The sequence below is a fragment of the Enterobacter sp. 01-M-03-SI-ECC genome, assembly GCF_047530215.1.
GTDB lineage: Bacteria > Pseudomonadota > Gammaproteobacteria > Enterobacterales > Enterobacteriaceae > Enterobacter > Enterobacter chengduensis.
Genome location: NZ_JBLKDA010000026.1, coordinates 67,076 through 73,771 on the forward strand (window position 1 = coordinate 67,076; position 6,696 = coordinate 73,771).

General features: G+C 54.9%; 6 protein-coding genes. 3 read left to right on the plus strand and 3 right to left on the minus strand.

What is annotated here, in order from left to right; genetic code table 11:
- Positions 1-16: 16 nt before the first annotated feature.
- Genes bcsE through bcsG form a run of 3 tightly spaced genes read left to right on the plus strand, consistent with a single transcriptional unit; the run spans position 17 to position 3,442 of the window.
- Entirely contained in the window at positions 17-1,579 is a 1,563-nt protein-coding gene (gene bcsE, locus ACMWKK_RS20260; protein WP_406542922.1) for a cellulose biosynthesis c-di-GMP-binding protein BcsE, read from the plus strand.
- Positions 1,573-1,770 (plus strand): cellulose biosynthesis protein BcsF, encoded by a 198-nt coding sequence (gene bcsF / locus ACMWKK_RS20265; protein ID WP_045331348.1) that lies wholly within the window; start codon positions 1,573-1,575, stop codon positions 1,768-1,770. Before bcsE ends, bcsF begins: the two co-directional genes overlap by 7 nt.
- On the plus strand, positions 1,763-3,442 hold the full coding sequence (gene bcsG / locus ACMWKK_RS20270; RefSeq protein WP_112781399.1) for a cellulose biosynthesis protein BcsG: 1,680 nt from the start codon (positions 1,763-1,765) through the stop codon (positions 3,440-3,442). The genes bcsF and bcsG overlap by 8 nt, the downstream gene beginning before the upstream one ends.
- A gap of 59 nt (positions 3,443-3,501) precedes the next feature.
- Here the strand turns inward: bcsG and ACMWKK_RS20275 are convergent, their stop codons facing one another.
- From ACMWKK_RS20275 to murB, 3 genes are read right to left on the minus strand one after another with little or no spacing between them, the layout of a single operon-like run.
- Positions 3,502-4,494: a glycosyl hydrolase family 8 gene (locus ACMWKK_RS20275; protein WP_112781400.1), complete on the minus strand. Its 993-nt coding sequence runs from the start codon at positions 4,492-4,494 to the stop codon at positions 3,502-3,504.
- A gap of 16 nt (positions 4,495-4,510) precedes the next feature.
- Positions 4,511-5,473, minus strand: coding sequence for a bifunctional biotin--[acetyl-CoA-carboxylase] ligase/biotin operon repressor BirA (gene birA / locus ACMWKK_RS20280; RefSeq protein ID WP_045331352.1), 963 nt, complete (start codon positions 5,471-5,473; stop codon positions 4,511-4,513).
- Entirely contained in the window at positions 5,470-6,498 is a 1,029-nt protein-coding gene (murB, locus tag ACMWKK_RS20285) for a UDP-N-acetylmuramate dehydrogenase (RefSeq protein WP_112781401.1), read from the minus strand. The genes birA and murB overlap by 4 nt, the downstream gene beginning before the upstream one ends.
- Between the last annotated feature and the right edge of the window lie 198 nt (positions 6,499-6,696).

Below are 6,696 nucleotides of genomic sequence, written 5' to 3' on the forward strand. Positions count from 1 at the left end.
CGAAAAGAGGGACACCGTGGACTCCATATTTTCTATTGGCATCCAGTCATTATGGGACGAATTGAGCCACATGCCAGTCGGAGGAGTCTGGTGGATTAATACGGACCGTAATGACGATGCTATCAGTCTGGTAAACCAGACAATTGCTGCCCAGGATAAGGATTCCCGCGTGGCCGTCATTAGCATGGGCGAAGACCCGAAAAAAATTATCACGCTGGAAAACGATCGCGGTCCCCAGACGGTGCGCTTATTTTCTATGTCGGCGGACGCGGATAGTCTACACTTTTTGTCCCGCGACGTTCAGTGCACTATTGATCCGGATCACTATTTAGTGATTCTTAAATGTGCAAATAACGTCCTGCAAAATATCCCTGTAGAAAAACTGCTGCAGTGGCTGGAAAAAATCAATAAATGGGCAAAATTTCAAAATTGCACGCTATTGATAGTCAATCCCGGCAGTAATAATGACAAGTTGTTCTCGCTTTTAATGGGCGAATATCGCTCCCTTTTCGGTCTGGCAAGCGTTCGCGATCAGGTGGGCAGCTATCTCTACGATATTGCCTTCTGGTGTAACGAAAAAGGCGTGAGCGCCCGACAACAGCTTATGCTGAAACATATCGAAGGTAAGTGGCACCTGGCACAGCAGGAAGAAACCGTGGTGCAACCGCGCAGTGATGAAAAGCGCATCCTGAGCCACATCGCGGTGCTAGAGGGGGCGCCCGCCCTGTCGGAAAACTGGTCACTGTTTGAATCTAACGAAGACCTTTTCCACGAAGCCCGCACAACCCAGGCGGCAACGCTTATTTTCTCATTGATGCAGAATAACCAGATTGAGACGCTGGCAAGGCAAATCCACACCTTACGCCGCCAGCGCGGCAGTGCGTTGAAAATCATCGTACGCGAAAATAACACCAGCCTGCGCGCCACCGATGAGCGCCTGCTTCTGGGCTGCGGTGCCAATATGGTTATTCCCTGGAATGCGCCGTTATCGCGCTGCCTCACGCTTATCGAAAGCGTTCAGGGCCAGCAGTTTAGCCGCCACGTACCGGAAGATATTTCCACGCTGCTCTCCATGACGCAGCCGATGAAGCTGCGTGGATACCAAAAATGGGATACCTTCTGCGACGCCGTCGGGAACATGATGAGCAATACGCTTCTTCCCGCTGACGGAAAAGGGGTCATGGTTGCCCTGCGTCCGGTACCGGGGATCCGCGTTGAGCAGGCCCTCACCCTATGTCGCCCCAACCGTACAGGCGACATCATGACCATTGGCGACAATCGCCTGGTGCTGTTTTTGTCCTTCTGCCGGGTAAACGATCTCGATACGGCGCTGAACCACATCTTCCCCCTGCCGACCGGGGATATTTTCTCGAACCGTATGATTTGGTTCGAAGATAATACTATCAGCGCGGAGCTGGTGCAGATGCGTGCGCTCCAGCCTGAGCAATGGGCTAAACCGCTCGTTATCGCAAGCAATGCCAAACCGATCCTCAATGCCAGACATGATGGACACATCTGGCGTCGGGTGCCGGAACCCCTTCGCTTATTAACAGACAACGCGGAGAACGCATCATCATGAATATCAGCGATATTATTCAAATGGTTATATTCTGTGCGCTGATCTTTTTCCCGCTTGGCTACTATGCGCGCCATTCCATACGCCGTATCCGGGATACGGCCAGAGTGCTGTTTATCAAACCTCGCTATGTAAAACCAGCCGGAACACTGACACGGGCATCACACGTCAAGGCAGACCGAAAACATGACTAATTCTTCCTATACCGCTTCGTCACCCTCGCCGCTCTGGCAATACTGGCGCGGCCTTTCCGGCTGGAACTTCTACTTTCTGGTGAAGTTTGGTCTGCTGTGGGCAGGCTACCTGAATTTCCATCCGCTTCTCAACCTGGTGTTTATGGCCTTCCTGCTGATGCCGCTGCCGAATATCAGGCTGCATCGATTACGTCACTGGGTAGCCATCCCTCTCGGCTTTGCGCTGTTCTGGCATGATACCTGGCTTCCGGGGCCGGACAGCATTATGAGCCAGGGTTCGCAGGTCGCGGGCTTTAGCGCCAGCTATATCCTCGATCTGACCGAGCGCTTTATTAACTGGCAGATGATTGGCGCGGTATTTGTGCTGCTGGTCGCGTGGCTGTTCCTGTCCCAGTGGATCCGCGTAACGGTGTTTGTCGTCGCGATTATGATCTGGCTTAACGTGCTCACGCTCGCGGGACCAAGCTTCTCGCTGTGGCCTGCCGGACAGCCGACAACCACGGTGACCACTACGGGAGGAAGCGCAGCCGCAACCGTGACAACGGCTGCCGATACGCCTGTTGTGGGCGATATCCCAACCCAGACCGCGCCGCCGACCTCCACCAATCTTAATGCGTGGCTTTCCAGTTTCTATACCGCGGAAGATAAGCGACAAACAAAATTCCCGGATGCGCTGCCGGCGGATGCTCAGCCGTTTGAGCTGCTGGTGATTAACATCTGTTCGCTCTCCTGGGCCGACGTGGATGCCGCCGGTTTGATGTCGCATCCGCTGTGGTCGCATTTCGACATTCAGTTTAAAGATTTCAACTCTGCCACCTCGTACAGCGGCCCGGCGGCGATTCGTCTGCTGCGTGCAAGCTGCGGTCAGCCATCGCACAAGAACCTGTACCAGCCGGCTGGAAACCAGTGTTACCTCTTCGATAACCTCTCAAAACTGGGCTTTACGCAGCACCTGATGCTGGGGCACAACGGCCAGTTCGGTAACTTCCTGAAAGAGGTGCGTGAAGAGGGTGGCATGCAGGCGCCGCTGATGGATCAAACCGGTCTTCCTGTCTCCCTGCTGGGCTTCGACGGTTCGCCCGTCTATGACGATTCCGCTGTCCTGCAGCGCTGGCTGCAGACCATCGAAAAAGACAACAACCCGCGCAGCGCGACATTCTTTAATACCCTGCCGCTTCACGACGGTAACCACTTCCCGGGCGTGAGCAAAACGGCAGATTATAAAGTGCGTGCGCAAAAACTCTTCGACGAGCTGGACGCGTTCTTCACGGAGCTGGAAAAATCAGGCCGTAAGGTGATGGTGGTTGTGGTGCCAGAGCACGGCGGCGCGCTGAAGGGCGACAGAATGCAGGTGTCCGGTCTGCGTGACATCCCAAGCCCGTCGATTACCAACGTGCCTGCAGGTATTAAATTCTTTGGTATGAAGGCTCCGCATCAGGGCGCACCGATTGAGATTACCCAGCCGACCAGCTATCTGGCGATCTCAGAACTGGTTGCCCGCGCCGTTGACGGCAAGCTGTTTGTGGAAGATAGCGTGAACTGGGATCAGCTCACCAGCAACCTGCCGCAAACGGCGGAAGTCTCAGAGAACGCCAACGCGGTCGTGATTCAATACCAGAACAAACCTTACGTTCGCCTGAACGGCGGCGATTGGGTGCCATATCCGCAGTAACTGATTTTCCCTCCCCCTAACCCTCTCCCCATCGGGGAGAGGGGATTGTCAGTGCATTATTATTGCGCGGAAATCCATACCAGCATTTTCAGGCTTGCCGAATAGTAGTCGTCTTTGGCGGTGATTTCGGGTTCCCCGGAAGGCTGCCCCATCGTCAAATCACGTACGGCCAGGAGGCCACCTTCCATCATGTAGGGAGCGTATTCGTTGGTGGTGACGTTAACCCAGGCGGGCGTTTGTTCGCGGGGGAATTGACCAAACCACGCTTTCCACGGGGCCAGCAGCGGACTTTGCTTATCAGACCAGGCAACGTACAGCGGAATACGAATCGCGTCATAGCTCATCCGCGGCGGCCACCCTTTGGCGGGCGCCAGCTTGCCGCCTGATGCCAGTGAAACCCAGTCAGGGGGCAGATTCGCTTTACCCGAACCCATTTTTTCCAGCAGCCGTTTCCCGTCTTTAATCAAATCGTGCCAGACCGGCGAATGACTGCGTCCGGCGAAGGCCTGCCAGGCCGGAAACACGAAATAGGAAGGATTAAGGACCACTTCACCGTCAAGCTTAAATCCCTCGACGCCGGGGAGCATCACGCGGTAGCCCGCATAGCGGATGACGTTATGGGCAACGAGCGCTTTTGTAATGGCATCCGATGCGGCGACGTAGCGTTTGTCATGCCAGCGGGCATCGGCCTTAAGCAGCGCCCAGGCAATCAGCACATCGCCATCGGCGGCGTTGTTTTTGTCAGCAACCGGATTGGACTCTGCGGGGTTATAACGCCAGTAAAACAGGCCGTTCTCTTTGTTATGCAGCTTGCTGTCTGTCCATTGCCAGAGCTTATCGAACGTGGCTTTATCGTCATTAGCCTCCGCCATCAGCATGGCAAAACCCTGACCTTCCGTATGCGATACGCCGCCATTGCCGGTATCAACGATGCGGCCTTCCGGTTTGAAAAAGCGGGCCTTGTAACTCTCCCAGGCCTGACCCGCCTGAGAGAGAGGTGAGAACAGCACACTCATCATGACGGCCAGCGTCATGCAGACGGGTTTTCGCATCATTCACTCCATCCGGTTATTCGGCACTCCGCAGGGAAATCTCACCGCCCATCCAGGGTTTGATCGCGCCATCCTGTTCAAGGAGCAGCGCGCCCTGAGCATCAATACCGCGGGAAGTGCCGTAGATCTCCTTATCACCAATCAGCAACTTCACCGGGCGGTTGATAAAGTTATCCAGCTTTTCCCAACGAGACAGGAACGGTGCCAGCCCTTCCTGCTCAAAAAGCGTGAGCGAGCTGCGCAGCTCTTTAATCATACGCACGGCAAGGGTGTTACGATCGATGGCGATCCCCGCTTCCTGAAGGTTAGTCCAGGCCTGATTCACCACATCATTCTGGACATTGCGCATCACCATATTGAGGCCAGCGCCAATAACGATTTGTGCCGCATCACCCGTTTTTCCCGTCAGTTCGACCAGAATACCGGCAAGTTTACGATCGTTGAGGTACAGATCGTTAGGCCATTTAACACGCACCCGATCCGCGCCCAGCTCGTGGAGCACCTCTGCCATGACGATGCCGATGACCAGACTCAGGCCAATGGCAGCGGCCGGACCCTGATCGAGTCGCCAGTACATGGACAGATAGAGGTTGGCACCAAAGGGTGAAAACCACTTCCGGCCACGACGGCCGCGACCGGCCTGCTGATATTCAGCAACACAGGCATCGCCGGATTTCAGCTCAGGCAGACGATCCAGCAGATACTGGTTCGTCGAGTCGATCACAGGCAGCACCGCCACATTGCCGTGCCCAATCTGGCTACGTATTGTGTCTTCATTCAGCAACTGAATTGGCTCCGGCAGGCTGTAGCCTTTTCCAGGAACCGTAAACACATCGACACCCCAGTCGCGGAGCGTCTGGATATGCTTGTTAATGGCGGCGCGGCTCATACCCAGCTGCTCGCCCAGCTGCTCGCCGGAATGAAATTCACCATCCGCCAGGATGCTAATCAGGGTTAACGGGACCGTATTGTCCTTCATGCGATAGCCTCCACGGCATTGACTTCACCTGTGCGGCCAATGAAGCGGACTTCTGGCTCCAGCCAGACGTTAAATTTTTCGCCCACGCGCTGACGAACATAGTGCGCCAGCTGTACCACATCGTCGCTGGTTGCATCGCGTTGATTAATCAGCACCAGCGCCTGCTGTCGGTGAACGGCTGCGCCGCCGACTGAAGTGCCTTTTAGCTGGCATTGATCGATAAGCCATCCCGCAGCCAGCTTCACGCTGCCATCCGCCTGAGGGTAATGTGGCGCGGTTGGCCACTCCTCAAGAAAGCGTCTGGCATTTTCAGCGCTGAGAACCGGGTTTTTGAAGAAGCTTCCGGCATTTCCATTTACTTTAGGATCGGGAAGTTTGGTCATCCGCATATGGCAAACCGAGTCAAAAACGTCGCGAGCGGTAACGGTAGACGGGTCGAGACGCGTTAAATCCCCATAGGTCAGTACGGGCTGCCAGTTCTTCGACAGGCGCAGGCCCACGGCGACAATCACGTACCGGTCCTGATATTCATGTTTGAAGATGCTGTCACGATAGCCAAAACGGCACTGTTCTGCCGTCAGACGCGTAGCCGTTCCGGTCGCCAGTTCGATGCAGTCGACATATTCACAGACATGCTTCAGTTCGATGCCGTAGGCACCGATGTTCTGAATGGGTGACGATCCGGCGCAGCCCGGGATAAGGGCAAGGTTTTCCAGACCCGCCATTCCTTTTTCGAGAGTAAATTGCACCAGTTGGTGCCAGTTTTCGCCAGCGCCCACGTGCAGGTGCCAGCTATCGGCACGCTCTTCCACATCAATTCCCATGATGCGGTTAACGATTACCGTGCCCGCAAAATCGTCGAGAAACAGGACATTACTTCCTTCGCCCAGAATCAGTACGGGTTCGTTTTTTTCTGTTGCGCTTTGCCACGCATCCAGCAGCTGCTGTGCGGTATCGGCACGTACAATATGATTAGCATTACGTTGAATGCCAAAGGTATTCCAGGGCTTAAGGGAGTGGTTCATAGACGCTATCCTGATGCAAAAACGCAGGTAGTTTACCGTATAAGCAGGGTATTAGGGGATTAGTTTGTATAGCGCAGAAACGCAAAAAGGCCATCCTTGCGGATGGCCTCTTCACTTATTTGATGCCTGGCAGTTCCCTACTCTCACATGGGGAGACCCCACACTACCATCGGCGCTACGGCGTTTCACTTCTGAGTT

Bases quoted from the DNA above. Each gene is read 5' to 3' on its own strand.
- bcsG (WP_112781399.1), top strand. From the start codon at position 1,763: ATGACTAATTCTTCCTATACCGCTTCGTCACCCTCGCCGCTCTGGCAA.
- ACMWKK_RS20275 (WP_112781400.1), bottom strand. From the start codon at position 4,494: ATGCGAAAACCCGTCTGCATGACGCTGGCCGTCATGATGAGTGTGCTG.
- birA (WP_045331352.1), bottom strand. From the start codon at position 5,473: ATGAAGGACAATACGGTCCCGTTAACCCTGATTAGCATCCTGGCGGAT.
- murB (WP_112781401.1), bottom strand. From the start codon at position 6,498: ATGAACCACTCCCTTAAGCCCTGGAATACCTTTGGCATTCAACGTAAT.